Raw genomic sequence first — 25,534 nt, 5'->3', positions numbered from 1 at the left:
CGGCCTGCGGCAGCGGCGGTCTCCGGCGCGCTTCCGGCACCGGCGGGCGGGGGAGCGGCGCGGCGGCTTCCGCCTGCCCCGCCAGCACCTGCTCCACGGGTTGTCCGGAGGTTTCCACGAGCGCGGTGGCGGCCTCCAAGGCCCCAAGGTCGATGACGTAGGGTTTGCCGTACCACGCCTCCGAAGCCACGGCCTCCAGCCAGGTTCCGGGCTGCTGCGGCAGTCCGAGCCGGCTGAATTCCTCGCGGAGCATCGCCTTGATCTCCTCGATGTCCCTGCCCCGGGCGCGCCTGGCGACCTTCACGATGGCAAGCTGCCGGTCAATGTTATGCCCCGTGGCGGGGCGGCTGCTCTCCACTGCCCTCCTTCAGAGCGCCGGCTGCGGGTTGATGCCCCAGCTGGCCGTGTGGGTCTGGCCCGGTTCGAGCCGGACCAGTCCGTAGCCGGAATTGAACGCGTCCGGCGCGCACGTCATCGGCTCGACCCCCAGCCCCGTCCGCCGCCGGTCCTGCTGCGGCAGCGTATCGCCGGTGAAGATTTCCAGGAAGGGGTAGCCCTCGTCCACCCAGAGTTCGACGCCGGCGGAACGGTCCGGGCGGACGAGCCTGACCCGGGCGCGCCCGTCCGTGTCCCGCGACAGGTCCGTGTACGCGACGTCGATCTGCCGGCCGCCGAATTCCTGGAGGCGGCGCAGGTCGTAGCGGCTGTCCGCCACCGGTTCCCGGCCCAGCGGAATCCCGGCGTCGTCCACCGGGAGGTAGGTGGCGCCCGGAACCTGGGCGAGGTCCGCGTCGATGGCGGGCGCGCCGGTGCTCAGGTACGGGTGCGCCCCGGTGCCGTAGGGGCAGGCGGTCCGGCTGCGGTTCACGGCCGTGGTCCTGAGGCTTAGTCCTCCCTCGTCCAGCCGGTAGTCCAGCCTGCAGTCCAGGACCCAGGGCCAGCCCGGGCAGGCATGCAGGGTGTAGCTGAAGGAGATGCTGTCGGCGGCGTGGTCGAGGGCCTGCCAGTTGGCCCACCGGGTCAGGCCGTGGATGGCCCCGCCCTTCTCCGGCTCGCTCAGGTCCAGCTGCAGGCTCCGGCCCTCCCAGTCGTAGCGGCCGCCGCGGATCCTGTTCGGCCACGGGATCAGCGGCTGCCCGCGGGCCCCGGTGCACATTTCGTCCTGGCCGTAGCCATCCAGCAGCGGCCGTGTCCCCAGCCGGTAGTCCCTCAGGGCGCCGCCGACTTCCGTCAGCACGGCCAGCTGGTCGCCGGACCGGATTTCGTACTGTCCGCCGGACGGGAACCCCTGTCCCGCGGCCCCGTCCTGCCGCGTCCCTGCGTTCATGCCGGGTCCTTCCCGCCGGTGCCGTCCGGCTGGAGGTCCAGGACAACCTTGACGTCGTCGGGGTGCCGCGAAAAGGCCTCGGCAAAATCGGCCAGCGCAACACGGCGGGTGATCAGCCGGCGCAGCCAGGCGCCGTCGGCCTTGGCCAGCGCCGCGGCGGCCGCCTCGTAGTGCCGGCGGTTGGCATTGACGCTGCCGAAGACCACCTCGTTGCGCAGCACCGCCTTCCGGTTCATGGCCCCGACGTCGACTGCGGTCTCCTGGCCGGTGCTGGAGACGCCGGTCAGGCAGGTGATGGCATCCAGCGCGCGGCAGTTGAGCACGTCCAGCACCACCTGGGCCATGCCGGTGCATTCGACCAGGACATCGGCCTTGATTCCCGAATCCGGCAGGCTCTCGGGGTGGTAGGTGGCGCCGAGATCCCGCACCAGATCCGGCTTCGGACCCTCGGTGACAATGTCGAACACATGCACTTCCAGCCCGCGCTGGACGCCGAGCAGGGCCGCGAGCAGGCCCACGGGCCCGGCGCCGGTGACCACCGCCAGATGCGGTTCGAAGAAGGCCCGCCGGGCGATCCGGTCGGTCTGCTCCCACGCCTTGGCGACGATGGTGGCCGGCTCCAGCAGCACGCCGACGCCGGCCAGGCCGGGGTCGATCCGGACCATCGCCTCCGGTTCCCCGCGCCAGCGTTCGCGGGCGAAGCCGTCCAGCCCCTTGATGCCGTGTTCGGTGTACTGGTTGTTCCGGCACATGTCCCACTCGCCGGCGGCGCAGGCCTTGCAGGGAACCGGATCGGGCCGGCGCACGATCCCCACCACCAGGTCGCCTTCGGCCAGCCCCGAATCCTGCGGAGCGTCCCGGACCCGGCCGAGGTTTTCATGGCCCAGCACCAGGAAGTCCTGGCCGGGCGGCGCCTGCCCGTATTGCGCGTCGACAATCTCCATGTCGGTCCCGCACAAACCCACGGCCAGGGTCTCCACGAGGACGGATCCCTGTTCCGGAGCCGGCTCGGGAATATCCCGCAGCCGGAGCGAATCCTTGGTTCCCGGGGTAACGGTCAGTGCCTGCATCATCTCTCCTCAAGCGGAAGGCCGTACCCGGCCAGTGTCGCGCATTAGTTGCGCAGGCGCAACGGGTTCCAGGTGTTCGGGTGCCCGGGGCGGGGGGCCACGGTCAGGGAGGCCACCTGTTCCAGCCGCGGGTGCAGCTGGTCGCCCTCGTGCACCACGCCGGTTTCCCACCACAGCTTCAGCCCCTCGGGGGTGACCTCCAGGCTGGCCAGGTTGTTGTCGAACCACGGCCCCTCCAGGCCTGACCAGCGGAACGGAGGATCCGGCACCTTCGCCGAGCGTGCCACCAGGGCGCCCACCGGCGTGGCCAGGCCGAAGGACGTGAAGGCCGTGAAGGACCGCATCAGCAGGGGCAGCGGGTTGCGGATGGGCGAGCAGACCGCCTGGATTATCCGGCTTCCGGAGGGTCGTTCCACCTCCGAAACATAGGAAAAGTGCACGTCCCCGGAGAGGAAGGTGACGGTTTCCGGGGCCGGTCCGCGCCGCCCGTCGGCCACTTCGGCCACCATGGCTGCCACTTGTCGGAAGCTTTGCTGGAACGCGCCCCAGTGTTCGAGGTCCGCCAGCTGGCGCAGCTGTTCGCCGACCCAGGCCCAGGGCTTTCCCCAGGCGCCCTCGGAGAGGGCTTCGTTCCAGGACTCGATGTGGTGCAGTCCCATGGGCAGCAGGAACGGCAGCGACGTCGCCACCAGCAGGTGGCGGACGCCGCCCCGCAGGTGGTCGTCGAGCCAGGCCATCTCGTCCGCCTCGAGCATCGAACGGTCCTCCGGGGCCAGGTGCCGGGCGGCGCGGGAGTCCACCACGATCAGCCGCACGTCCTCGAAGTCCCGGCAGTAGCTCCACCGATAAGTCGCCGGGTCCGCGTTGGCCTGGGCGGCGAAATGGTCCAGGACCGCGCTCAGGTCCAGTTCGGCGGCGTCCTCGTGCCGGGCGACCTTCTGCCAGATATCGTCCTCGGCCCGCTGCTGCGGCGAAAGGTTGCCCAGGTGCTGGTAGACCCAGTAGGAGGCCAGCCCCGCCACGATCCGCTCGTGCCACCAGGAGGTGGCTTCCATTTTCCGCTTCCAGCTCAGGGAGGCGTTCCAGTCGTCGCAGATGTCGTGGTCGTCGAAGATCATGGCGCTGGGCAGGGTGGAGAGCAGCCACCTGTTCGCCGGGTCGGACCAGGCCAGGCGGTACAGGTGGGCATACTCCTCGTAGTCCTTGAGTTCCTTGCCGGGCGGAGAGTTGATGTCCCGGCGGGTCCGGATGAACTGCTGCATCTGCTCGCTGGTCGAGTCGGCGTACACCTGGTCCCCGAGGAATGCCAGCAGGTCCGGCCAGGGCGGGTGGTCGCCGGAGGCCATGCGCAGCGCGTAGGCGCGCAACGAATCGACGCCGTGGGTCCGGTTGCCGGATTCGTCATGGGGGACGCTGGTGCGGCAGGAGCCGTAGGCCATCCGCAGCGGCTTGCCGGGGTCCAGCGTCGCGATCACCGACGGGGGGAACTCGGACCCGGCCTCCGGCCAGGCCTGCGTTCCGTTGACCTCGACGCTGTAGGGCGTGACCGTCCCGGGCTCCAACCCGCTGACTTCCACCAGCGCGTAGTGGTGCCCGTGCACGGCGAATGTGCTCGCCTCCCAGCAGCCGCCGCCGGCCAGGACCGAAACGACGGCGGCCTCCCGGGTCTCCACCCAGATGCTCGCCGACGTCTCGTCCACGTACCGCATCATCGGGCCGAGCACCAGGGGCGAGGTTGTCATGCCTTAGTTGTAGCTGCTGCGGCAGGATACGGCTACGGCAAGGCTGCGGAAACGCCGCGGGCGGCAGGTAAAGCCGCCGGTGGCTAAATCACCTGCCGCCCCGGCTCGAGGCGGACATTCTGCAGCTGCACGATCCGCCACCGGCCAACCTCCTGGCTCTCGCCCGGTGTGCAGGTGAGCGACGAATCCGCCGCCAAGGTGGCGGCAATGTCCGCTGCGGCCTCCGGGTCGGCCGGGATGGTGTGCACCAGCTGCCAGTTGCCTTCGAGCAGTTCCGGGTTGTCGAGCGCTTCGCCCAGCTGCACGGCGGTCAGCCCCGCTGCACCGCGGTAGACGCGCACCTGGGCCTCCGCGCCGCTGGCCTGGGGTTCGGCCGCAGCGAAATATTCACCAGTAAAATCCATGCCACGAGTGTACGTGCCGGACCGCGGTTGGGCACGGCTACGGTTCCGTCTGGCTGAGCACCGCAGGGTCCTTCTTGCCGTACGGCATCCGGATGCGCAGGGACCGCGGCTGGACCCGCAGGGACAGGTGGGTGCCCTTGCCGAGCGGGTCCCCGTCGATTTCGATTTCCTGCGGCATCATGGCCTGGATCTCGGCCGCTTCGCACTGGAAGTATTCGAGCGAGGGGGAGTTGCCCTTGCCCCGCCGGAGCAGGCCGGCGATGACGCCGAGCCAGCCCAGCTTGCCGCGGGGAGCCACCGTCATGATTTCCAGCAGGCCGTCGTCGAGCCGGGCGCCGGGGAAGATTTCCAGCCCGCCCATGATCTTCCCGCAGTTTCCGCCCATCACGCTGCGCACGCGCCGGTAGAACGGCTTCTCCCCGTCAATGCTGATCCTGGTCCGTGCCGGCTTCCCGGGCAGGTTGCGGATGCCCGCGTCCACATAGGCCAGCCAGCCCACCTTGTCCTTGAGGTCGTCGCGGGTATCGCCCATGATCGCGGCGTCGAAGCCGATGCCCGCCATCACCAGGAAGACATGGGAGTCCTGTGCGTGGTCGACATTGATATGGACGACGTCGATGTGGCGTTCCGTGCCCTTGAGGGCGTCCAGCACCGCGGACTGCGGGTCGTTGATGCCGATGTCCAGGTTGCGGGCCAGCAGGTTCCCGGTTCCCAACGGCAGCAGGCCCAGCGGGGTATCGGTCCCCGCCAGGACCTCGGAGACGCACCGGACGGTCCCGTCCCCGCCGGCCGCGATGACCAGGTCCGCTCCTGCGTCCAGCGCCTGGCGGGTCATGCCCTGGCCCGGGTCCTCCACCGTGGTTTCCAGCCAGAGCGGCTCGTCCCATCCCTCGTCGGAGCATATTTTGGCAACCAAGGCGTAGAGGTCGAGGTCCACTTTCTTGCTTGGGTTGAAGACCACGGCCGCGCGCTGCGGTTCTGTTCCGGCCATTGCATCCTTCCTGGTCTGCTTGCTGCAAGGCTATCGAGCACCGGAGCCTTTGGACAGGTGGCGCCGCCTGCTGCCGGAGGTTCCGTAAGCGGAGGCGGCCGCCCATGCTTATGCTGTCAGAACGCCGAGGGCAGGAGGCATCATGAAACCCAGTGCAAGCACAATCGGGGGCGCCGGACTTCGGCTGGTGTTCCGGGCAGCCAAGGTCCTGCGCCCGCTGCGTCCCATACATCCCGGGGGAATCAGCCTCACGGGATTGCTCGAGCGGCTGCCGGTGCCGGCCCCGGGCAGCGGCATTTCCTGGCTCGACACCCCCGGTACCGTTACCGTGCAGGCGCGCCTGTCCCGCTCCGTCGGCCTGCCGCCGGCCTTGCCGGACATCCTCGGCCTGGCCCTGCGGATTCCCGCCGGTTCCGCATACTGCGACCTGCTGCTGGCCTCGACCGGCCTGTCGCGGCCCGGGAGGTTCCTGCTCGTGCCGCGGAAGAGCGTTTCGGCCGCCGCGCTGACCACCCTGATGCCGTACAAGGGCGGGCGCGGACCGGTCCAGCTGGCCGCCCGGACACTGGCACCTGTTACCGGGCTTCCGGCGGCACCGGACGCCTTCCGCCGGGCCCTGGCCGGCCGGACCTGGACGCTGGCGCTGTACCATGCCGGCCCGTGGGGGAAATGGCGGCGCTTCGGCACCCTGTCGCTGGGCCTGGACCCGGCGCGGGCGGATACTGGCGTCCGCTTCGACCCGGTGCTGCATCCGCTGCCCGGTGCGGAAATCTACGAGTGGACCCGCCGGCTGCGGGAGCCCTCCTATGCAGTGGCCCGGCTGCCGCTGCGGCCCGGAATCGGCCGCAACGAGGTGGCAGAGAATTATCCCAAGTAGTCATTTCTGCCACTGTCGGGGCACAGCCGGGGCGCCGATGATCGAATCATGGAAATTATCGGACTGCTGGCGTTCCTTGCCTTGATCGTCCTGACCGCCTACACCGTCCACATCGCCCGCGGCGGGGACGGGGAACCGTTCATCGGCCCGCGCCCGGCGCCGCACCGCCGCACCGGCCGCTTCCTGCCCGCGTCCTTCCGCCGGCGCTGACCGGCCCGCACGGAAGAGGACCTAGCCAAGAACGGCACCCGGGCCCCGCCGGACCTGGACGCCGTTCTTGGCTAGGGTTGGTCGGTGAACTATTTCCTACGCAAACCATGGCGGGGCCGCATCGGCGCGCTGCTGGGCATCCTGGTCATGGCGCTCAGCCTGCGGGCGGCCGTCTCCGTAGTGGCGCCGCTGCTGGGCAGCCTGGGGCCCGAACTGGGCTTCAATTCCGTAACCATCGGCGCGCTGGCGATGCTGCCGCCGCTGGTCTTTGCCGCCGCGGGGCTCGGCACGCCGGCGCTGATCCGCCGGCTGGGACTCGAGAAGGTCCTGGCCGCCGCGGTGGTGCTGGCCGTGGCCGGACAGCTTGGCCGCGCCGCGGTCGGGGGTGTCTGGCCGTTCCTGGCGCTCACCGCCGTGGTCATGGCCGGCTACGGCATGGGCAACGTGGTGCTGCCGCCGCTGGTGAAGAAGTACTTTCCGGACCGGCTCGGCCTGGTCACGGCCGGGTACGTGACGCTGCTGGCGGTCGGCACTGCCGCCAGTCCGCAGCTGGCGGTGCCGGTCGCAGAGGCCGCCGGGAGCTGGCGGATCTCGATCGCCGTCTGGTCCCTGCTCAGCGCGCTGGTCCTGGTGCCGTGGGCGGTACAGCTGTTCCGGGACCGCCGGGCCAGGCGCGCCGGAAGCGACGGCGCTGCGGCGCCGGCCGCGGGCACGGCTGCCGGCAGGACCGCGCAGGTGCGTACGCCAAGGCCGGTGCAGCACCTGAATCCATGGCGTTCCCCGGTGGCCTGGGGCCTGGCGATCTTCCTGGCCGGGAACTCGGCGCAGACCTATGTGTACTTCACCTGGCTGCCGCCCTACCTGGCCGGCCAGGGCGTGGACGAGGCGACGGCCGGCTCGGCGCTGGCCTACTTCGCGATCCTGGGCCTGCCCGTGAGCCTGCTGGTGCCGCTGATCGTGCCGCGGATGCGCAATCCGATCATCGCCATCCTGGTGTTCACCGCCTGCTGGATCGCCGGACACACCGGCCTGTACCTGGCGCCGATGGCCGGAACCTGGTGGTGGGTTACCCTGGCGGGCCTTGGCCAGGGCACCTTCGCCACCGCGCTGCTGATGATGAACCTGCGCTCGCGCACCACCCACGGCGCCTCGGTGCTGGCCGGGTTCAGCCAGGGCATCGGCTATGCCGGGGCAGGCATCGCCCCGCTGCTGTTCGGCATCGTCCACGACGCGTCCGGGGGCTGGGGCGCGTCCTTTGCCCTGCTCGGGGCGTGCGTGCTGGTCATGCTGGCCGGGGCCGTGATGATCAACCGCCGGCGGTACATCGAGGACACCGCCGCCGCCCCCCACCCCGAAAATCGGTCAGTAGAGGCTGCCTCCGGCTCAAAAATCGGTCAGTAGATGCTGCCTCCGGCGGGAAATTGCCACCCCGGAGGCCCGAGTGACCGGCCGCTGCTACTACCGGCGGCGGCCGAAAACCAGCGAGGCCAGCGCCGTGGCGGCGGTGACGGTATAGACCGAGGGCCAGGCCCCGATCTTCTTGGCCAGCGGGTGGGACAGGCCGAAGGCGGCCAGATAGACCCCGGTCAGGGCGGCGGCAGGGCCGGTGCCGGCGTCGCGCTTCCACATGCTGTAGGCGGCCCCTCCGGCGGCAGCGAGCACGGCGCCGCCCAAGGGCCGGTTGCCGGTGGCGCGGGCGGTCTGGAAGCCGCCGATCAGCCCGGCACTGGTCACGAGGGGGGTCAAAAGGGAACTCACGGGATCTCCTTGCGTTTGCTGCCTGCCCCGTACTCCACCTACGGGGACCCCTGGCAGCTCTCTGTGGGACGCACCCAGCCTAGCGCAACCTGGTGTGCCGCAGCCGGGGAGCAAAGGAGCGGGAGCCCTGCCGCGCCGCGGGGACCTGGCCGGCGACGCCGGCCGCGCCGTCCTGCCGCACCGTTCGTTCGGCCGGATGCCGCCGCGCCAGCCAGAGCAGGACAAAGCCGACGACCGGCAGCAGCAGGTCCGTGTAGAAGATGACGCCCGCGTTGCCCGGAGCGAAATTGCCCTCGGCGGCCATCTGCACCACGTGCGTGGCCGCGGCACCCCACAGGAACGCGGCCGGGCCGAGGACCGAGACGGCCTTGACCCCGAGGCCGGCCTTGAAGGCCGCGAAGCCCACCAGCGAAAAGCCCAGGCTGGCCCACCCGAGCTCGGCCTGGAACGGACTGTCCTCCCAGCCGATGAAGGCAGCGGCCATTTCTCCGAAGAACACGTGCATCACGAAGTTGTACAGGAAGCCGAGCCCGATGGAGAACAGGATGAAGTACTCCAGCAGCGCCTGGATCACGCGGGCACCGGTGGCCGGCTTCGGTCCGCCCGCGACGGCGACGGCCGCGGCGGCGAGTCCGAGCACAAAGAAGGTGAGCGTGAAATTCGACAACATGAAGACCACTGCTGTCCGGATAACTTCCTGCATGGCAACCTACCTGAAACCGAAACGGGCCTGTACCCACCACGGTAGTCCGGTGCGGGGCGCCGCGCACCGGCGGGGACGGTGCACCCCGTCCCGCCGGTGCATTGCTACTGACCGCGGCGCGGCAGCCCGCAGCGGGCCATGGAGTCGGCGTAGGCCTGCTGCATCTCGTCGAGCCACTGCGCCTGCTTCTCCGGCGAGCCGGCGAAGCCGCGCCCGCTGAGCGACCGGACCTTGTAGGTCTTGAAGCCGCGGCGCCAGAGCAGCGGGTTCTCGGTTTTCAGCAGCAGGGCGGCGAGCTTGTGGGCCTCGGTGCCGTGGGCGACCAGGGCCGAGGCGCGCGGGACCAGTGCGAGCAGGCGCAGCAGCGGCTTGAGGCCGGCGCCAATCTGCTCGGGTGCCAGCTTTCCGTTGGCCTGGCCCGGGGTGAACCACGGGTGGACGTTCCACGGCATGACGTATTCGGGCCGCAGGCCCAGCTGCCACTGGATGCCCAGCATGCGGGTGGCGGCCTCCTGGTCTCCGGGCTCGATGAAGCCGGAGGCGGGGGCGGCACCGGTGTTGGAGAAGAGGCTGACCACCCGGGCTTCCTCGGCATTGTGGATCGGGTCCACATACGGCACCTCGGTGCCCGGCCTGAGTTCCCTGAGTGCATCGCAATGCCGGTTGATATCGGCGATGTGATCGTCAAACCGTTGGTCGTGGAGCTGTTCGTGGACGGATTCAGTGGCCAGGCCATGCATGTAGTGCTGTGTCTCCTGCAGGATTTTGCGGGCACGCTCGGACCGCAGGCAGGCTGCGGCAGGGAGTGTGCGGGTAGGTGGTACGGCGGCGGGACGGAACCGGACTTTCCGGTCCGGCCAGCCGACCCAGCGGGCCGTACAAGTTTAGCAACCCGCGGGCGTGCCTTCGTCCGGTGCGGCGTTCCCTGCCTCTCCCCATCCTCGATGAGCTTTTCAGTCCCGAGGACAGCGGCGGGGAAGGCCCGGCGGCCTCTGGTGATCCATGTCCCCGTCATGAAGGACGCCGAGGCCGTAGCAGCATTCGGGACGGTGCCGCGGACTTCCTGGCCGGCACGGATTCCCGGCGGTGCCGGGAAAGGGAGTCCTTTCCGGCCTGATCGCCGGCTTGGTGCAGGAACGGCTGGAGCAGCCGGCAGCGGAGCACGCGCTACTGCCGGCCGCGCAGGCGTTCCATCTCGCGGCGGTCCTTCTTGGTGGGCCGGCCGGTGCCGCGGTCCCGCTGCGGCAGGCCCAGGGCAGGCATGGGCGGACGTTCCGGCGTGTGGTCGGTGAAGCAGTGCGAGGCCGCCTCGGCGCCCACGCGTTTGGAGATCAGGCGCCGGACCTCCAGGATGCGCTCGTAGCCGGGCTGCCGGACGCGGAGGGTGTCGCCGGGTACCACCGGCTGCGAGGCCTTGACCGGATTGCCGTTCAGCCGCACGTGGCCGGCCCGGCAGGCGGCGGTGGCCGCCGAGCGGGTCTTGTAGGCGCGGATGGCCCACAGCCAGGCGTCCACACGGACGGAAGCCGGGGAATTGGGGATGCTGGTGGATGCGGTCATGGTCGAATCGAGTCTAGTACGTTGGGATTTGCCGCTAACCGTCGGGCGTCAGGCGCGGTGTTCGGTGCGATGCCCGGCGCGGAGGACAAAACGCTGGACCTTGCCGCTTGGAGTCTTGGGCAGGGACTCGACGAAGTGCACCGTCCGCGGGTAGGTGTGCGCGGCGTGCCGCTGCTTGACCAGCTGCTGCAGCTCCCGTTCCAGCTCGGCCGAGGCATCGGCAGCATCCCGCAGCACCACATACGCCTCCAGGACCTCGCCGCGCAGTTGGTCCGGGACCCCGATGACGGCGCTTTCCACGACTTTCGGGTGCTCGGCCAGGACGGATTCGATCTCGAACGGGCCGATCCGGTAGCCGGCCATGATGATCACGTCATCGTCTCGGGAGGAGAAGTACGTGTAACCGTCCGCGTCCGTGTACCCGGTGTCGCCGGTGTAGTACCAGCGGCCGTCGGGGCTGAACCGTTCGGCGGTCTTGGCCGGTTCATTGGTATAGCCGCGGAACCAGAAGAGCGGGCTGCCCGGCACGTCCAGGGCCACGCGGCCCTTGGTGCCCGGCGCTGCCGGCACATCCGCGTCCATCTCCAGCACGGCGCTGGTGTAGCCGGGCATGGCAAAGCCCATGGACCCGGGCCGGACCTCGCGGGCCACGGATTCGTGCCACGCATTGATGATGCACATGCCCATCTCCGTCTGGCCGTAGTGGTCGCGTACCGGGGCGCCGAGGTATTTGGCGGACCAGGCGATGGTGTCCGCATCCAGCGGTTCCCCGGCGGTGGAGATCCGGTGCAGGGACAGGGCACCGATGCCTTCGGGGTGCACCGCGCGCATCGAGCGGATGATCGTGGGTGCTGCGGCGAAGTTGGTGATGCCGAAGTCCTTGAGGATCCGCCAGCACAATTGGGCGTCGAAGCCGCCGTGCAGCAGGAAGTTCCGCCGGCCGGCGTACAGCGGGGCGAGCAGGCCGTAGTACAGCCCGTAGGCCCAGCCCGGATCGGCCACGTTCCAGAAGACGTCCTGCTCCTGGACATCCAGCCCGTAGTGCAGGTAGGCGTGGAAGGCCCGCAGCGCCTTGACCGGCACGGGCACGCCCTTCGGGGCGCCGGTGGTGCCCGAGGTGAAGATCTCCACGATCGGATCATCCAGGGTCCGCTCGGCGGCGGGAAAGCCTGGCCGTTCGGCCTCCAGCAGCAAGCCCAGATCCAGCCCGCCGCGTTCGACGGCGGCGTCGGCAGGGCCGGACAGGATCACGGCGAGGCCGAGGGCCTCGTCCAGTCCGGTCAGTTTGTCCGCCCAGCCGCGGTCCGCCACGACAACGGAGGTGCCGCTGCTGCGCAGCCGTACCTCGATGGCGGGGGCGGCGAAGGCGGTGAAAAGGGGTACGTGCACGGCGCCCAGCCGCCAGATTCCCAGCAGCACGGCCACCAGTTCGGCGCTCTTGCCCATCAGGGTGGCCACCCTGTCACCGGGCCGGACGCCGAGCCGGGCCAGGGCCGCTGCGGCCCGCTCCGAGCGTTCCTGCAGCCAGCCGTAGCTCAGGTCGGTTGTCCGCAGGTCCGGGTCGATGACGGTGAATGCCGTCCGGTCCGCCGGGTGCCGGTCGCACAGCAGTTCGGCGGGTCGGGCCGGTTCCGGAAGCAGCGGCAGGCTGACTGGTTCGGGCATGGCAGGACTCCAATCGGAACGTCATTGTCCGCGGGCCGCCGGACGATCATTCCGGCGGTTGCCCTTCATGCTACCGGCTGGCCGCCCGGCCAGGACCTGGCGCAGCCCGGCAGGACGGCCCCGGTCCGGGACGACGGCGGCGGCACCGTGGATGCCGCCGCCGTCCGCCATCACGGAGCGTCAGTCCGCGATATAGAGCAGGCGCTTGTTGACGAACTCGTCCATGCCCAGCGGACCGAGCTCCCGGCCGAAGCCGGAGCGCTTGACCCCGCCGAAGGGCAGGTCCGCGCCTTCGCCGGCGGCGGTGTTGACGTTGGTCATGCCGGCCTCGAGCCGCTCGGCGATCCGGCGGGCTCGTTCCTCGTCGGTGCTGAACACCGCGCCGCCCAGGCCGTAGACGGTGTCGTTGGCCAGTTTCAGGGCCTCGTCCTCGCTGGAGACCTTGTAGACTACGGCGACCGGGCCGAAGAGCTCCTCGTGGTAGGCGCGCATTTCGGGGGTGACCCCGGTGAGCACGGCCGGCTCGAAGTAGGCGCCCGGCCCGTCCACCAGCTTCCCGCCGGCGTGCAGGGTGGCGCCCTTGTTGACGGCGTCGCGCAGCTGGTCGGCCAGGCCTTCGGCCGCGGCGCGGGAAGACAGCGGGGCGAAGGTGCCCGGCGCGTCCTCGGCCGGGTTCCCGGGCTTCAGCTTCCGGGCCTGCTCGGCGAGCTCGGCGACGAACTCGTCGTAGATGTCCGCCATGACGATCATGCGCTTGTTGGAGTTGCAGGCCTGCCCGGTGTTCTCCATCCGGGTCTCCCAGGCGGCGGCGGCGGAGGCCTTCACATCGGCGGTGTCCAGCACCACGTACGGGTCGGAGCCGCCGAGTTCGAGCACGGCCTTCTTCAGGTTCTTCCCGGCAATCGCCCCGATGGCGGCGCCGGCGCGCTCGGAGCCGGTCAGCGAGACGCCCTGGATGCGCGGATCGGCGATGATGTCGGCGATCTGGTCGTGGGAGGCGAAGACATTGACGTAGGCGCCCTTGGGCAGGCCGGCGTCGTCCATGATCTTCGCGATGGCCAGGGCCGAGCGCGGGCAGGTCTCGGCGTGCTTGAGGATGATCGTGTTGCCCAGCACCAGGTTCGGCGCGGCGAAGCGGGCCACCTGGTAGTAGGGGTAGTTCCACGGCATGATGCCCAGCAGCGCGCCCACCGGGCGCTTTTCGATCACCGCACGGCCGCCCCCGATGGGCTTGATCGGCTGGTCGGCGGCCAGCGAGGGGCCCTCGGTGGCGAAGTAGTCGAAGATCTCGGTGCAGAACTCGGCTTCGCCCCTGGCCTGGGAGAGCGGCTTGCCCATCTCCTCGGTGATGATCGCGGCCAGCTGCTCCGCCCGTTCGGTGAACAGTTCGCCGATGCGTGCCACCACCCTGGCCCGTTCCTCGATGGGCACGTCCCTCCAGCTCTGGAAGGCTCCGTGGGCCGCGGCGAGGGCGTCCTGGATCTGCTCGTCGGTGGCGGTGGGGAATTGCTCCACCACCTCACCGGTGGCAGGGTTCAGCACGCGGTATCCCGTTGCGGTCGACTGGGAAGTGGTTGTCACTGCCAAGCTCCTATCTGGTCTCACGGCGCGGCCGGGTAAGGGGCCGCCCTGATGCCATCATTTCGTGGAAGTCCGGAAATGTGAAATGAATAACATTCATAAATGTATCGCTTCACGAGCCGTTTGGGAATGGCTGTTCAGGATGTCGGGCCGGGCTGCTAGATTCGCGACTGCAACGGCTGCGGGACCCGCCGGGCCGGCGCGACCAACGAATCCACGTTTGAGGGAGTGCATGATGCCAGTCCGCAACGAACCCTGGCCCGCGGGGACCCCGTGCTGGATCGACTGCCAGGTCGACGACGTCCAGGCCGCCCGCCGGTTCTATGCCGGTCTCTTCGGCTGGGACATCCAGGACGGCCCGCCGGAGGCCGGCGGTTACCTGATGGCCCTGCTCGGCGGCCAGCCGGTCGCAGGCATCGGCCCCAAGCCGCAGGACGCCGGCCCGATGCCCAGCGTGTGGACCACCTACCTCGCTGCCGAGGATGCCGACGCCACGGCACAGGCTGTCGCCGAAGCCGGCGGCAGCGTGGTGATGCCGCCCTTCGACGTACTGGATGTGGGCCGGATGGCGGTGGCGGCGGACAGCGGCGGTGCCGTCTTCGGCATCTGGCAGGCCAAGGCACACACCGGCGTCGGCCGCTACGGCGAGTCGGGCACGCTGGTCTGGAGCGAGCTGCACACGCGGGACTACCAGGGCGCCCGCCAGTTCTACGCCCAGGTCTTCGGCTACACCTACGAGGACCTGGGCGACACGGACGAGTTCCGCTATGCCACGTTCACGCCCGCCGGCGGCGAGACGGCCGGCGGCATCCACCATGACCTGAACCTGCCGGAGGGCGTGCCGAATTACTGGCTGCCCTGGTTTGCGGTCGATGACGTCGACGCGACTGTAGCCAAGGGCCGGGAGTTGGGCGCCCAGGTGCTGTTCCAGCCGATGGACAGCCCCTACGGACGCATGTCGATCCTGGCCGGTGCCCAGGGCGAGGTGTTCGCCGTGATCAAGCCGCAGATGCCCGACGCCGGCGGCGCGGCCGGCTGAGTGCGGTGATAACGACGGCGGCGGGGCGGCTCCGGTGCCGGCCCCGCCGCCGGAGGTCCGGGCTGAGACCGGGGACAGGGGCTGCCCGTACGGTGTCCTAAAATCGTCGGGTGCTTGCCCGGAACCTCAGAACCGTCCATCCGGCGTGGGTCGTCGCCGCGCTGACCCTGCTCGCGCTCGTCGCCGGGGCCGCCTTCCGCTCCACGACCGGGGCGCTGTTTGCGCCGCTGGAAACGGAGTTCGGCTGGACCCGCACCGGGACCAGCGGCGCCGTCACGCTGAACCTGATCGTCTACGGGTTGACCGCTCCGTTCGCTGCCGCGGCCATGGAGCGGCTCGGGGTCAGGCGCGTGGTGCTGGCCGGCCTGGCGCTGACCGCGCTGGGCAGCGGGCTGACGGCGGTGATGACCGAGCTGTGGCAGCTGTGGATCCTCTGGGGCCTGTTCGTCGGAACCGGTACCGGGGTGATGGCGCTGGTGTTCGGCTCGATTGTGGCCAACCGCTGGTTCGCGAAGCGGCGGGGCCTGGTCATGGGCTTCTTTTCCGGCGCCAACGCCTGCGGGCAGCTGGTTTTCCTGCCGCTGATCGTCGCCCTGGCCCACCATCCGGGATGGCGGGCGGCCGCGCTGGCCACGGCGCTGGTGGCCGCCGTCATCATCCCGCTGGTGGCGCTCTTTTTCGCCGACAGCCCGCAGGCGATCGGGCGCCGGCCCTTCGGGGAGGACCCGGAGAGCCCGGTGTCCGGACCCAGGCGCCCGGGGGCCTCCGCCGGCCGGCTGGCGCTGACGGTGCTTGGGGACAGCCTGCGGTCCCGTGCCTTTTGGGTCCTGGTCTTCACCTTCTGGGTCTGCGGCTGGTCCACGAACGGGCTGATCCAGACGCATTTCATCCCGGCCGCGCACGACCACGGGATGCCCGCCGGCACGGCGGCCGGGCTGCTGGCCCTGATCGGCGTGTTCGACATCATCGGTACCGTGGCCTCCGGCTGGTTGACCGACCGCTTCAACCCCGCGCTGCTGCTGGTGGCCTACTACGGACTGCGCGGACTGTCCCTGGTCTTCGTGAACACCCTGCTCGGACCCGGCATCGAGCCCCCGCTGTGGATTTTCATCGTGTTCTACGGGCTCGACTGGGTGGCCACGGTCCCGCCGACGGTGGCGCTGTGCCGGGTCCATTTCGGCCTCGAACGGGCGGGAATCGTCTTCGGCTGGGTCTTCGCCTCCCACATGGTCGGCGCCGGCGTGGCCGCGGCGGCAGCCGGCTGGATCCGCGAGACCACCGGAAGCTACCAGCTGGCCTGGGTCTCCGCAGCCGTGCTGTGCGGGCTGGCAGCGCTCTCGCTGCTGGCGATCCGGAAGGCTCCTGCCGCCGAGCGTGAGCTCGTCCCCGAAGCTGCCGCCTGACCGGGCCGGCACGCCGGCGCAAGACCTGGCTGCCGCCGTCAAGTGAAGCTGCCGGGGTCCCCGTCCTGAGCCTGCGCAGGACGGGGACCCCGCTTCACGCTTGCATCCGGGCAGAACGGGCGTATCGTACGAAAGTGGGGGACAGCGTAGGGAACCCGGGCCATTCCGGCCCCGCCATGAGGGAGCACAAAATGCCTGACAAAGCGCCTCATCAGCACGAGCAAAAGAAGCAGGCCAAGGGCGCAACGATCAAACAGAAACGGGCGGAGAAGCGCGCCAAGGGCGCCGCGGGCGCTCCCGCCGATCCGGTGGCCCATATGAAGAAGCGCTGAAGCCTGCCGGAGCCGGTTCCGGCTCCGATTGACGGCGGCATCAGGGCAGGCCGGATGGGCCTGTCCTGGTGCCGCCTTTTTGCTGCCTTTGGCGGCCCTGCCGGCCGGTGTGGCCGGCAGGGCCCGGACTTCAGGAACCAGCGGGCGGTTCGAGTCCGGTCAGCAGCGCGCGCAGGTCCCGCGCCAGCTCCCGGCGGGTGGACGCGGACAGCCTGGACAGCAGGGCGGCTTCAAACCCCAGGACGGATTCCAGGATGGGCCGCAGCAGTTCATGCGCCTTGGCAGTCATGTGGATCAGGGCCCCGCGGCCGTCCCGGGGATTGGCCTCCCGTTGGATCAGCCCGGCATCCCGGAGCTTCTTGAGCCGCTTGGTGGCGCCGGCGCCGGAGATGAGCAGTTCGCCGGCCAGTTCGGTCGGGGTCATCGGCCTGCCGGTCCGGGCCAGCAGCGAGAGCATGTCGAACTCCGCCCGCGTAATACCGTTGGCGGCCAGCACAATGTCGCTGCGCAGTTGGATGATCTGGGCGATGCGGTTGATCCGCCCGATGATGGATGTCGGTTCGGTGTCCACGTCGGGGAAGATTTGCCGCCACTGCCGGCGGGCGGTGTCGATATAGTCCTCCGGTATGCCGGGCTTGTTGTCAGGTTCGGTGGCGGAAATGGCGGAATCCTTCGGCTCTGCGCCCCGCGGGCCGGCACGCGTGTTTAGTTAACCAGAGAACCATATTTGCCGTACCGGCCGCAGGCAGCCGGGGAGGCGGCGGCCGGAAGGACACGCCGGTGGGCTGTTCCCCCGGACGGCCGGGATCCGTACTCTTGGGACAGAGGAGGTGATAGGCCATGAACGCAGCAAAGGGCGACCGGATCATTATCCGCGGCAGGACAGTGGAGTCCCCGGACCGGCACGGAGAGATCCTCGAAGTCCGGGGCGAAGGCGGGGCACCCCCGTATTTTGTCCGTTTCGACGACGGGCACGAGTCTGTCGTTTTCCCCGGCGGGGACTTCGTCGTGGAGAAAGCCAGCTCCTGAGCCGGACTGGATAGCGCATAGCGGCGGTGCCTTGGGTTCCCGGCACCGGGAACCCAAGGCACCGCCGTCGTTATGCCCGTTCTGCTCGGCCGAGCTTGAGCACCGGCTTGATGGTCTTGCCGGACTTGCTGTCGGCCATCGCCGTGTCGATCTGGTCGATGCCGTAGTACTGCACGAGCCGGTCGAACGGGAAGCGCCCCTGTTTGTACAGCCCGATCAGCGCCGGGATCAGCCGGTTCGAGGTGCCGGAGCCGCCCAGGGTGCCCACGATGCGCTTGCCCCAGAGCGTGCGCAGATGATCCAGGCTGAAGCGGGCCTCGGCCGGGGCTCCGCCGATCAGGATGAGCGTGCCGAGCATGCCGACGGCCTCGGCGGCCTCCTCGATCACCGGGACCACCCCGGTGCACTCGAGTACGTAGTCCGCCGGCCCGCCGCATATCCGCCGGATCTCCTCCAGCGCGCCGGTCTGGCCGGAATTGATGGTGTGGGTGGCGCCGAATTCCCGGGCCAGTTCCAGGCGGGAGTCGTGCAGGTCGACGGCGATGATGGTGGCGGCAGGGGTGTTCTTCGCGGCCATCACCGCGGCCAGCCCGACGGCGCCGGCCCCGTAGACCACCAGCGATTCGCCCGGCTCGGGCCGGGCGGTGTTGAACACCGCGCCGGCACCGGTGGTGATGCCGCAGGCCAGCGGGCCCACCAGTTCCAGCGGCACGTCCCGGTCCACTTTCACCAGCGCCGAGGCCAGCACCAGCGAGTAGTCGGCAAAGGAGGACTGACCGAAGAAATGCCCGGAGATGGTGGTGCCGCCGGCGCGGCGGTAGCCGGAGGCGCCGGCCTTCGGACCCTTGAACCGGGCCCCGGAGACCAGGGCCTCGCCCAGCCGAAGGCAGTAGCGGTGCTCGCCGCGCTCGCAGTTGCGGCATTCGCCGCAGAACGGCCAGCCGATGACCACGTGGTCACCCACGGACACATTGCGCACGCCCTCGCCCACGGCCTCCACCACCCCGGCGCCCTCGTGGCCCAACACGCCGGGCAGCGGCAACGGCAGGTCTCCGGCCTGCGTAATGGCATCGGTGTGGCACACCCCGGTCGCCGTGATCTTCACGAGCGCTTCACCCGGGCCCGGGGCATCCAGCTCCAGTTCCTCGGCCACGAACGGCGCGTTCTTTTCCTCCACGACCAGTGCTTTGATTTTCATGACGCACTCCTTTGCGGATCCGGATTCAGGGATAGCATAAGGCCGCGCGGCCTGGACCCTCCGGGACCCGCGCTCTATCCGTCCGCCCGGGTGCCGGTCGAGGAGGCCTGCCGTTCCGGTGCGGGCGCCGGGGCAAGCCCCAGCGCGTTCCGCTCCACGTAGTCCAGCGCCAGCCGCACCGCGCCCGTGGCCACGATGGCATCGCCCAGCCCCGAAACGGCCACCCGGGGCGGGGTTTCGGTCAGCCGGGGCAGTTCCGCGGTGATGGTCGGCAGCAGCATCGCGGCCGAGGCGGCTACCGCACCGCCGATGACCACCAGCTCCGGATTCAGGAAGGTGGCCAGCAGCGAAATTACCCGCGCCATCCGCCGGCCGATCCGCTCCAGGATCTCCTGGGCGCCGGCGTCCCCGGCGGCCGCCGCCTCGAAGACGAAGCGGGCGGAGACCCGCGTCGTCCCCGGGCCCACCAGTTCCCGGATCCTGGTGTCCGCCCCGGAACCCAGCAGCTCGGTGCCCCAGAGCCGCGCCAGCTTGGCGATGCCGTCCTGGCTGCCGACGCCGTCGACCAGTTCCAGGCTGCCAACCTCGCCGGCGCCGCCGGTGCTGCCGTGCAGCAGCCGCCCGGCCTCGATCAGGCCGGTGCCGATCCGCTCGCCGGCCAGCATGACCACCAGGTCCTCGACGCCGGCCCCGACACCGCACCAGCGTTCGGCCAGCGCCGCGAGCTTGGCGTCGTTTTCCAGCAGGACCGGCCAGCCGTGCTGCTTCCAGGCCTCGGTCTGCAGCCCCAGGTCGAAGCTGGCCCACTGCCGCCTGCCCCTGACCACATTGCCGTGCCTGTCGACGGCGGTGGCCAGGCCGACGCCGACGGCCAGGACCGCCGGGTGCGCCATTCCGGCCGCGGCCAGGGCCTGGTCGACGGCCCGGGAGATGGTGCCGCGCCGTTCCGCCACATCGTCGGTTACCTTGCCGAACCGTTCCGAGGTCCGGCCCAGGATGCGGCCCTTCAGATCGGCCACCAGGACCGTGGTGGTGGCCAGGCCGACGTCGATGCCCAGTACGCAGCCGGCGGCCTCGTTGAATTCGAAGTACCGGGCCGGCCGGCCTTTCTGCGGTCCCGGGCCCCTGGGGGCTTCGAGTTCCCGTACCCAGCCGCGGCGGATCAGGTCGTCGCAGACGGCGATCACTGTCGCCCGGGTGAGCCCGGTGGCCTCGATCAGGTCGGTTCCGGTCAGCGCGGAGGAATCCCGCATGACGCCCAGCACCGCATTGAGATTGGCCCGGCGCAGCACCTGCGGCGTGGTTGCGCTCTTGTCCACAAAAAACCCCTTGACGTTCCTCGGCTGTGTTCCAGATAATACTAGTAGGACATAAATTTAGTGACTAAATAAAGTTCCTAAACTAATCCTGGTCCGACATGCAGCACACCAAGGAAACGGATTCACATGACTGTTCGCGTTGGCATCAACGGATTCGGCCGCATCGGCCGCAACTTCTTCCGGGCCGCGCTGGCCCAAGGCGCCGATCTGCAGATCGTGGCCGTCAACGACCTGACCAGCCCGGAGACCCTGGCCCATCTGCTCAAGTACGACAGCATCACCGGCCGGCTGGGCGCCGACGTGCAGGTCGAGGGCGGCGACCTGCTGGTGGACGGAAAGCGGATCCGGGTGCTGGCCGAACGGGAGCCGGGCAACCTGCCCTGGAGGGCCCTGGGCGTGGACATCGTCATCGAGTCCACCGGCTACTTCACCGACGCCGCCGCGGCCGAGAAGCACCTGGTCGCCGGCGCGAAGAAGGTGCTGATCTCCGCCCCGGCCAGGGACGAGGACATCACCATCGTGATGGGCGTCAACGACCACCTCTACGACGACGCCGCGCACCGGATCATCTCCAACGCCTCCTGCACCACCAACTGCCTGGCCCCGCTGGCCAAGGTGCTCAATGACAACTTCGGCATCGAGCGCGGCCTGATGACCACCGTGCACGCCTACACCGCGGACCAGAACCTGCAGGACGGCCCGCACCGCGACCTGCGCCGGGCCCGCGCCGCGGGACTGAACATCGTCCCGACCTCCACCGGGGCGGCCAAGGCCATCGGACTGGTGCTGCCGGAACTGCAGGGCAAGCTGGACGGCTTCGCGCTGCGCGTGCCGGTACCCACCGGTTCCGCCACCGACCTGACCGTTACCGTCTCCCGTGAGGTCACCGCCGAGGAGGTCAACGCCGCGTACCAGGCCGCCGCCGCGGACCCGAAGTGGGCCGGCATCCTGGCCTACACCGAGGATCCGATTGTCTCCTCGGACATCGTGACCGACCCGGCGTCGTCGATCTTCGACTCCGGCCTGACCCGGGCCATCGGCAATCAGGTCAAGGTGGTGTCCTGGTACGACAACGAGTGGGGCTACTCCAACCGGCTGGTGGACCTGGCCGAACTGGTTGCGGCCAGGTTGTCCTAACCCCCTGAACACGGCGGCGGGAGGCCGGCCTCCGAGTCCCTCCCGCCGCCGTCCCCACCCCGTCCCGGCCTCTTGCAGTCGGGGCGTGACAACGGCAACCATCCCGCCCAAAATGCGGGGTCTCGCGCAGGCGCTGTTCCGGATTTACCCTTGGGACATGGCACAAGTCGTGCCGGGCGGCCAAGCCAGCATCGGCAGCCCGGCGCCAGGACATATTTCCGCTGTCGTTGCCGCCGGCGCGGCTGCAGCCACGCTCGCCGCGTCCACCGTCCTGTGGTTCCTCAACAGTCCGCGGCCGACAACGTGGCTCATCCGGCGGCTGGGCACCCCGGGCACCCGGCGTCTGGCGCAGGCCATGGCCCGGCACGTGCCCGACGGCGTCAGCGAGGTGCTGGACCTGCAGTACCTGGCCAACCATCAACTGACGTACCTGGACGTCTTCTTTCCGGCGCGGGCGGAAACGGACGCGCTGCCGCTGCCGACCATTGTCTGGGTCCACGGCGGCGCCTGGATCGCGGGCAGCAAGGACGACGTCGCCAACTATCTGCGGGTCCTGGCCTCCTATGGGTTCACCGTCGTCGGGGTCGGATATTCGCTGGCCCACGAGCACAGGTATCCGGCCCCGGTGCGCCAGACGGCGGCGGCCCTGCTGTATCTGCAGTCGAATGCGGAGCGGCTGCATGTGGACCCGGACCGGTTCGTGCTTGCCGGGGACTCCGCCGGCGCGCAGATCGCCGCGCAGCTGGCACTGGTGGTTTCGGACCCGGGCTATGCGAAGCGGCTGGGCATTGCCGCGCCAATAACCCCGGACCAGCTGCGCGCGATGCTGCTGTATTGCGGGGCCTACGACCTGACCCTGACCAGCACCGCGGGCGCCGCCTGGCGCAGGTACGAGCACTCCGTGCTCTGGTCCTACACCGGGGCCAGGAACTACCTGGAGCTGCCGCATGTAGGGCTGGCGTCCGTGAACCGGCACGTGGGCAGGGACTTCCCGCCGTCGTTCATTTCCGCCGGTAACGCGGACCCGCTGCTGGCGCATTCCGTCGGGCTCGGCGAGGTCCTGGCCGCCGTCGGAGTGGAAAGGGAGACGTTCTTCCCCCGCAGCGAACGCGGCCTGCCGCACGAGTACCAGTTTCATCTGCACCAGGAAGCGGCCAAGGAGGCGCTGGCCCGCAGCATCGGATTCCTGCGCCGGCACACCGGCTGAACCGCCGGGACCGGCGTCAGGACTCCGCCGTGAGCTGGCGCCGGGCCTGCCTGGCCGCTTCCCGCGCCCGGGCGGTGACCTTCGCCGCGGCCTCGAAGTCCGCTTCGGCCGCCGCCTCCTGCTGCTCGAGGCCGGAGACCTCGCGCTCCAGTCCGGTGATCCGGCGCTTGAGCTCGGCGATCCGGGCTTCGAGCTCCCCGCGCCTGTCCGTCAGCTCGTCCAACCGGTCCTGGAGCCGCTGCTGTTTTCCTTCGGCATCGCCCAGCCGCCGCTCGGCGCGCTCCACGTCCGCCTGCGCCCGCCGACGACGCCGTCCGGCTTCCTCGGCCCGGCGTCCGGCCGGCCCGTGCGCCGGCGGTTCCTTTGGTGCGCGCGGTGCCGGACCGGTGAAGGGGGCAGCGGCACCGGGAACGGCGACCCTGCCCTCCAAATCAACCGGGTCGATGCCGTTGGACGAGAGCGAACCGGTCAGCAGTCCGCCGGCCACCGCTGCGGCAGCCCGGGGATCGGTCATCACCGCATGCAGCGTCTGCTCCACCTCCGAGACCGCAGCCGTCCCCACCGGGTGCCCCAGCTCCTCCGCCAGCTCACGGCCCTGCGCCGCGGCGGCGTCGAGCAGCTTGCGGCGCTGTTCGCCCAGCTGCTGCAGCCGTTCCGGGTCCGACTGCTCCTGCGCCTCGCGCATCTCCTGGCCGAGCCGGACGACGTCCTCCAGCTGGTCCCGGCGGCGCAGCGCGAGCATGTTCACCAGCCATGCGGCCGCAGACGGCTTCGGCAGCCTCTTGATCTGCCTTGCCAGCTCCTGTTCGCCGTCCCGCGCCGCCGCCTTGGCCTTGGCATTGCGGGCCGCCGTGAACTCCCCGGGCGGCAGCGCATACAATTCCCGCGCCGCGCTCTCCAGCTCCATCCCCCCAGCGTAGCCGCCGAGGGCCCCGTCGTGAGCTTGCGAGCGGCGGGAGGCGGCTGCGCGGTAGCCGCCGAGGGCCCCGTCGTGAGCTTGCGAGCGGCGGGAGGACGCGGAGCGTTACGGGAGCGGCCCTCCGGCGGGCTGGCTTCCCCGCCGCACCGGGGCAGCTGCTGAATGGAACACCTCGGTGTCCACGTCCGCCTGCTGGGCCGCGCTGTAGCGGGCGCCATGCACGGTCTGCTCGTTGATGAGTCTGTCCAGCCGCCGGAGCAGGTCCGCTTCCAGGCGGACGGTGTCCGCGCCGAGGTCCTCATCCAGGTGGCCGGTGCCGGTGGTGCCCGGCAGCGCGACGACGTGCTCGCCCCGGGACAGCACCCAGGCGATGGCCAGCTGGGCCATGGTGCAGCCGGCCTCCCTGGCCAAGGCGGCGAAGCCGTCCAGCAGCGCCAGGTTCTTCGGGTAGTTCTCCGCGGAGAAGCGCGGCATGGAGTGCCGGATGTCCGACGCCGGCAGGGAGGCGACGTCGCGGAGCGTGCCGGTGAGGAAGCCGCGGGCCAGCGGGCTGAAGGCGACGAAGGCGGTGCCGAGTTCGCGGCAGGCATCCAGCGTGCCCAGCTCGGGGTTGCGGCTCCAGAGCGAGTATTCGGCCTGCAGCGCGGCAATGGGGTGGACGGCGTGGGCCCGGCGCAGCGTGGCGGCGGAGACCTCGGAGAGGCCGATGCCGCCGATCTTGCCCTCCGCCACAAGTTCGGCCAGCGCGCCGACGCTCTCCTCGATGGGAACAGCCTGGTCCCAGCGGTGCAGGTAGTACAGGTCGATGTGGTCGGTGCGCAGCCGGCGCAGCGCGTCCTCGCAGGTGCCCTTCAAGGTTTCCGGGCGGCCGTCGATCACGCGCCGGCCGTTTATTGAGGCCATACCGCATTTGCTGGCCAGGAAATACTTGTCGCGCCGGGGGCCAAGGACCTCGCCGATGAGGGTCTCGTTGGCTGTGGCGCCGTAGATCGCGGCGGTGTCAAAGTGCCGCACGCCGTGGTCGAGGGTGTGCAGCAGCAGCTTGGCGGCGTCCTCCCGGGCAGGCGGAGTGCCGTAGGCGTGGCTGAGGTTCATGCAGCCCAGGCCGATGCTGCCAACGTCGTGCGTGCCGATGAAGCGTGTCTGCATGGAGGGGTCTTCCGGTCGGGCTGGAGCGGGGTGCCGGATCCTTCTTAGCACACCACGCTGCCGGGAGGCCGCACCACGGGTGCAGCCACTTAATTCTTTCAGTGGATGCGCAGGCACAGCAGCACGTAGGCGCGCGCGGCCGCGGCCAGCTCGCCGAGTGCGACCGACTCGTCCGGCTGGTGGGCCTGTTCGGTGAGGCTGCCCGGTCCCAGGACGATCGTCGGGATGCCGTGGTCCCGGGCAATGAAGCCGCCGTCGCAGGCGGCAGTCCAGCCGCCGGCACGGGAGTGCCCGCCGGCGTCGGCGACGCAGGCCAGTGCCGCCGTGACCAGGGGATGGTCCGCCGGGGTGCGGAAGCCGGGCATCTGCATGGTGACCCGGCCGGTCACGGTGATGCCGTCGGTGTCGATGCCGGCCGCCCGGATCCTGGACAGCAGGCCCGCGAGGATTTCTTCCGGGTCCTCGCCGGGCATCAGGCGCCGGTCCAGGGACAGCCGGCACGACGGCGCCACCACCGAGGCGCCCTGGCCGCCTTCGATCCGGCCCACGTTCCAGCTGCCGGCGCCCAGCAGCGGATCGCGGTCCAGCTGCAGTTCCGCATGGTCGGCCCGGATCAGTTCGATCATGCGGGCGGCGGCGTTGATCGCACTGCGCCCGTCGGCCGGGCGCCCGGAGTGGGCCGCCCTGCCGGTGACTTCCAGTTCCAGGTAGCTGTCCCCGCGGCAGGCGGTGACGGTCTCCAAGCCTGTGGGTTCGGCCACCACGCAGCCGAGGTAGCGGTGCGGCAGGCCGGTCAGGGCGCGGATGCCGAGCCCGAGGTCCTCCTCGTCCACGGTGCAGGCCAGGGTGACCGGCCCGGCCGGCGTGGTGCCTGAACGCCGCAGTGCCGCCATGGCGCCGAGCACCGCGGCCAG

At 70.1% G+C, this 25,534-nt stretch carries 26 protein-coding genes and 1 pseudogene; 9 read left to right on the top strand and 18 right to left on the bottom strand.

Going from position 1 to position 25,534, the window contains the following annotated elements:
* From ACFQ36_RS08890 to ACFQ36_RS08865, 6 genes and pseudogenes are all read right to left on the bottom strand, one after another.
* Window positions 1-358 (bottom strand): annotated as a pseudogene (locus tag ACFQ36_RS08890) (hypothetical protein); the annotation flags it as partial.
* A gap of 9 nt (window positions 359-367) precedes the next feature.
* Window positions 368-1,327: an aldose 1-epimerase family protein gene (locus ACFQ36_RS08885; RefSeq protein ID WP_377012715.1), complete on the bottom strand. Its 960-nt coding sequence runs from the start codon at window positions 1,325-1,327 to the stop codon at window positions 368-370.
* The gene (locus ACFQ36_RS08880; RefSeq protein WP_377012713.1) at window positions 1,324-2,400 is read right to left on the bottom strand and encodes a glucose 1-dehydrogenase; all 1,077 of its coding nucleotides are present in this window, start codon (window positions 2,398-2,400) and stop codon (window positions 1,324-1,326) included. Before ACFQ36_RS08880 ends, ACFQ36_RS08885 begins: the two co-directional genes overlap by 4 nt.
* A 41-nt stretch (window positions 2,401-2,441) precedes the next feature.
* Complete coding sequence (locus ACFQ36_RS08875) at window positions 2,442-4,139, bottom strand: alkaline phosphatase D family protein (RefSeq protein ID WP_377012711.1); 1,698 nt, start codon at window positions 4,137-4,139, stop codon at window positions 2,442-2,444.
* 83 nt (window positions 4,140-4,222) lie between these two features.
* Window positions 4,223-4,543, bottom strand: a complete 321-nt coding sequence (locus ACFQ36_RS08870; RefSeq protein WP_377012709.1) for a hypothetical protein — start codon at window positions 4,541-4,543, stop codon at window positions 4,223-4,225.
* Window positions 4,544-4,580: 37 nt separating this feature from the next.
* Window positions 4,581-5,534 (bottom strand): diacylglycerol/lipid kinase family protein, encoded by a 954-nt coding sequence (locus ACFQ36_RS08865; protein WP_377012706.1) that lies wholly within the window; start codon window positions 5,532-5,534, stop codon window positions 4,581-4,583.
* A gap of 142 nt (window positions 5,535-5,676) precedes the next feature.
* Between ACFQ36_RS08865 and ACFQ36_RS08860 the strand changes: the two genes are divergently transcribed.
* The 3 genes from ACFQ36_RS08860 to ACFQ36_RS08850 all read left to right on the top strand — a co-directional run bounded on the left by ACFQ36_RS08860 (window position 5,677) and on the right by ACFQ36_RS08850 (window position 8,022).
* Complete coding sequence (locus ACFQ36_RS08860) at window positions 5,677-6,411, top strand: hypothetical protein (RefSeq protein ID WP_377012704.1); 735 nt, start codon at window positions 5,677-5,679, stop codon at window positions 6,409-6,411.
* 48 nt (window positions 6,412-6,459) lie between these two features.
* Window positions 6,460-6,621 (top strand): hypothetical protein, encoded by a 162-nt coding sequence (locus ACFQ36_RS08855; protein ID WP_377012702.1) that lies wholly within the window; start codon window positions 6,460-6,462, stop codon window positions 6,619-6,621.
* A gap of 84 nt (window positions 6,622-6,705) precedes the next feature.
* Entirely contained in the window at window positions 6,706-8,022 is a 1,317-nt protein-coding gene (locus ACFQ36_RS08850; protein ID WP_377012700.1) for a CynX/NimT family MFS transporter, read from the top strand.
* A 57-nt stretch (window positions 8,023-8,079) separates the two neighbouring features.
* Here the strand turns inward: ACFQ36_RS08850 and ACFQ36_RS08845 are convergent, their stop codons facing one another.
* The 6 genes from ACFQ36_RS08845 to ACFQ36_RS08820 form a co-directional block, all read right to left on the bottom strand.
* Window positions 8,080-8,379, bottom strand: coding sequence for a hypothetical protein (locus tag ACFQ36_RS08845; RefSeq protein WP_377012698.1), 300 nt, complete (start codon window positions 8,377-8,379; stop codon window positions 8,080-8,082).
* 79 nt (window positions 8,380-8,458) lie between these two features.
* Window positions 8,459-9,082 (bottom strand): DUF6790 family protein, encoded by a 624-nt coding sequence (locus ACFQ36_RS08840; protein WP_377012696.1) that lies wholly within the window; start codon window positions 9,080-9,082, stop codon window positions 8,459-8,461.
* A gap of 104 nt (window positions 9,083-9,186) precedes the next feature.
* Window positions 9,187-9,822: a uracil-DNA glycosylase gene (locus tag ACFQ36_RS08835; protein WP_377012694.1), complete on the bottom strand. Its 636-nt coding sequence runs from the start codon at window positions 9,820-9,822 to the stop codon at window positions 9,187-9,189.
* Window positions 9,823-10,249: 427 nt separating this feature from the next.
* Window positions 10,250-10,642, bottom strand: coding sequence for an RNA-binding S4 domain-containing protein (locus ACFQ36_RS08830; protein ID WP_377012693.1), 393 nt, complete (start codon window positions 10,640-10,642; stop codon window positions 10,250-10,252).
* A gap of 48 nt (window positions 10,643-10,690) precedes the next feature.
* Window positions 10,691-12,307: an AMP-binding protein gene (locus tag ACFQ36_RS08825; protein WP_377012691.1), complete on the bottom strand. Its 1,617-nt coding sequence runs from the start codon at window positions 12,305-12,307 to the stop codon at window positions 10,691-10,693.
* Between the two features lie 180 nt (window positions 12,308-12,487).
* Window positions 12,488-13,888: an NAD-dependent succinate-semialdehyde dehydrogenase gene (locus tag ACFQ36_RS08820; RefSeq protein WP_377012689.1), complete on the bottom strand. Its 1,401-nt coding sequence runs from the start codon at window positions 13,886-13,888 to the stop codon at window positions 12,488-12,490.
* Between the two features lie 232 nt (window positions 13,889-14,120).
* Here ACFQ36_RS08820 and ACFQ36_RS08815 point away from each other — a divergent pair, with 232 nt between their 5' ends.
* From ACFQ36_RS08815 to ACFQ36_RS08805, 3 genes are all read left to right on the top strand, one after another.
* Window positions 14,121-14,927, top strand: a complete 807-nt coding sequence (locus tag ACFQ36_RS08815) for a VOC family protein (RefSeq protein WP_377012687.1) — start codon at window positions 14,121-14,123, stop codon at window positions 14,925-14,927.
* Between the two features lie 110 nt (window positions 14,928-15,037).
* Window positions 15,038-16,330 carry an MFS transporter gene (locus ACFQ36_RS08810; RefSeq protein WP_377012685.1) on the top strand — a complete coding sequence of 431 codons (1,293 nt, stop codon included), beginning with the start codon at window positions 15,038-15,040 and terminating at the stop codon, window positions 16,328-16,330.
* Between the two features lie 191 nt (window positions 16,331-16,521).
* On the top strand, window positions 16,522-16,662 hold the full coding sequence (locus ACFQ36_RS08805; RefSeq protein ID WP_377012683.1) for a hypothetical protein: 141 nt from the start codon (window positions 16,522-16,524) through the stop codon (window positions 16,660-16,662).
* A gap of 130 nt (window positions 16,663-16,792) precedes the next feature.
* On the opposite strand, the gene ACFQ36_RS08800 is transcribed toward ACFQ36_RS08805, so the two are convergent.
* Entirely contained in the window at window positions 16,793-17,233 is a 441-nt protein-coding gene (locus ACFQ36_RS08800) for a MarR family winged helix-turn-helix transcriptional regulator (protein WP_377012681.1), read from the bottom strand.
* A gap of 269 nt (window positions 17,234-17,502) precedes the next feature.
* On the opposite strand from ACFQ36_RS08800, the gene ACFQ36_RS08795 reads away from it, so the two are divergent.
* Window positions 17,503-17,691, top strand: coding sequence for a DUF1918 domain-containing protein (locus ACFQ36_RS08795; RefSeq protein WP_377012679.1), 189 nt, complete (start codon window positions 17,503-17,505; stop codon window positions 17,689-17,691).
* A gap of 70 nt (window positions 17,692-17,761) precedes the next feature.
* Here ACFQ36_RS08795 and ACFQ36_RS08790 read toward each other — a convergent pair whose 3' ends face one another.
* On the bottom strand, window positions 17,762-18,889 hold the full coding sequence (locus ACFQ36_RS08790) for an NAD(P)-dependent alcohol dehydrogenase (RefSeq protein ID WP_377012677.1): 1,128 nt from the start codon (window positions 18,887-18,889) through the stop codon (window positions 17,762-17,764).
* Window positions 18,890-18,963: 74 nt separating this feature from the next.
* Complete coding sequence (locus ACFQ36_RS08785; protein ID WP_377012675.1) at window positions 18,964-20,208, bottom strand: ROK family transcriptional regulator; 1,245 nt, start codon at window positions 20,206-20,208, stop codon at window positions 18,964-18,966.
* A gap of 126 nt (window positions 20,209-20,334) precedes the next feature.
* Here ACFQ36_RS08785 and gap point away from each other — a divergent pair, with 126 nt between their 5' ends.
* On the top strand, window positions 20,335-21,345 hold the full coding sequence (gap, locus tag ACFQ36_RS08780) for a type I glyceraldehyde-3-phosphate dehydrogenase (RefSeq protein WP_377012673.1): 1,011 nt from the start codon (window positions 20,335-20,337) through the stop codon (window positions 21,343-21,345).
* Window positions 21,346-21,502: 157 nt separating this feature from the next.
* Window positions 21,503-22,552: an alpha/beta hydrolase gene (locus ACFQ36_RS08775; RefSeq protein ID WP_377012671.1), complete on the top strand. Its 1,050-nt coding sequence runs from the start codon at window positions 21,503-21,505 to the stop codon at window positions 22,550-22,552.
* Window positions 22,553-22,568: 16 nt separating this feature from the next.
* On the opposite strand, the gene ACFQ36_RS08770 is transcribed toward ACFQ36_RS08775, so the two are convergent.
* From ACFQ36_RS08770 to ACFQ36_RS08760, 3 genes are all read right to left on the bottom strand, one after another.
* Window positions 22,569-23,459 (bottom strand): hypothetical protein, encoded by an 891-nt coding sequence (locus tag ACFQ36_RS08770; RefSeq protein ID WP_377012669.1) that lies wholly within the window; start codon window positions 23,457-23,459, stop codon window positions 22,569-22,571.
* Between the two features lie 117 nt (window positions 23,460-23,576).
* Window positions 23,577-24,620, bottom strand: coding sequence for an aldo/keto reductase (locus ACFQ36_RS08765; protein ID WP_377012667.1), 1,044 nt, complete (start codon window positions 24,618-24,620; stop codon window positions 23,577-23,579).
* A gap of 98 nt (window positions 24,621-24,718) precedes the next feature.
* A partial coding sequence (locus tag ACFQ36_RS08760; protein WP_377012665.1) for a M20 family metallopeptidase occupies window positions 24,719-25,534 on the bottom strand: 816 nt, incomplete at its 5' end.

It is taken from the genome of Arthrobacter sp. GCM10027362 (assembly GCF_042679445.1).
Classification (GTDB): domain Bacteria; phylum Actinomycetota; class Actinomycetes; order Actinomycetales; family Micrococcaceae; genus Crystallibacter.
This window is presented reverse-complemented; position numbering and strand designations above follow the sequence as displayed.